The organism is Bordetella tumbae (assembly GCF_965139195.1).
Lineage (GTDB): Bacteria > Pseudomonadota > Gammaproteobacteria > Burkholderiales > Burkholderiaceae_B > Bordetella_A > Bordetella_A tumbae.
Genome location: NZ_CBCSJH010000083.1, coordinates 1 through 1,282, shown reverse-complemented (window position 1 = coordinate 1,282; position 1,282 = coordinate 1). Strand labels below are relative to the sequence as shown.

1 protein-coding gene is annotated in these 1,282 nt (G+C 56.2%); it reads left to right on the top strand.

Annotated elements, in window-relative coordinates; translation table 11 throughout:
• Nucleotides 1-79: 79 nt before the first annotated feature.
• Nucleotides 80-1,242 (top strand): IS3 family transposase gene (locus ACNA0J_RS29660; RefSeq protein ID WP_415822607.1). Its coding sequence is split into 2 segments (ribosomal slippage): nucleotides 80-341 and nucleotides 341-1,242, totalling 1,164 coding nucleotides; the frame shifts between segments, so codons are not numbered across the junction.
• Nucleotides 1,243-1,282 lie beyond the last annotated feature (40 nt).

Sequence of the window (1,282 nt, the reverse complement as noted above, 5' to 3'; positions counted from 1 at the left end):
CGGCCCATGANCTGTCCTGGTCTAATGTAAGTGGACACGTAGATAGGGTCATTGACCCTAGCCAGGAACACTTACGACTATGAAACCACCCCGCCCCCGTAGAGATTTTGATGCTGCTTTCAAACTGCATATTGCCCAACTGGTGCGCGAGCAGGGCTTAAGCATTGTTCAAGTTTGTCAGGATCAGGACTTGGTGCGTAGCGCCGTGCGTCGCTGGGTCAAGCAATATGATGCCGAAAAAGCGGGTCAACCCGGTCTTGGCCAGCCGCTGACGGCCGAGCAGCAACGTATTCGGCAGTTAGAGTTAGAGAACCGACAGCTGCGCGAAGATGTGTCAGTGCTAAAAAAAGTATCGGCCTTCTTCGCCCGAGAACTGAAGTGATCCAACAGATGATCAATCAGTGGCAGGGGAAGGCCGACACGCTACGTTTGTGCCGATTGCTCGGGGTGAGCCGCTCGGGTGTGTATGCGGCTCGCCAGCGCTATCGGCGAACCCAGGATGCCAGCGCGCTCGCCACGCAGCTCAAGGAAGCCTTCGACGCCAGTGGAGGCAATTACGGCAGCCGCCGACTCCACGCTTATCTCAGAGCTCAGGGGCACTCGGTGGGCCGCCACCGGGTACGCCACCTGATGAAGCAGCAAGGCTTGAGAGTTCGTCGCTATAAGCGCAAGGTTGCCTATACCAACAATAGTCATCATGAGCTCTTGATCGCGGATAACGTTCTGGATCGCCAGTTCACCCCCGAAGCGCCGGACCGGTCTTGGGTCGCCGACATTACTTACATCCGTACCCATCGGGGTTGGTTGTATCTGGCTGCCGTGCTCGATCTGTACTCGCGCAAAGTGGTCGGCTGGGCCATGGGACCGAACTTACAAACTACCCTGGTATGCAATGCATTGAACATGGCCATTACGCTGCGTCAGCCTAGGCCTGGGCTGGTTGTGCATACCGACCGAGGGCCGCAGTACACCTGCCAAGTCTATCGTGATCTGTTGGCTCGCCACGGCTTGATCGTCAGCATGAGCCGAAGGGCAAACTGCTGGGATAACGCCGTCATGGAGCGCTTCTTCCTGAGTCTGAAGACCGAACGAGTCTGGCAACAGCGCTACGACAATCCTACCGAAGCCACGCGCGATGTTACACAGTACATCGCGGGCTTCTACAACACACACCGTCTGCACTCCACGTTGGGCTATCTCTCTCCGGCAGACTACGAAAAGACCAATATGGCCACTCTTTAAAAAGTCCTATCCTCGTGTCCAAAATAACTGGACCAGGACA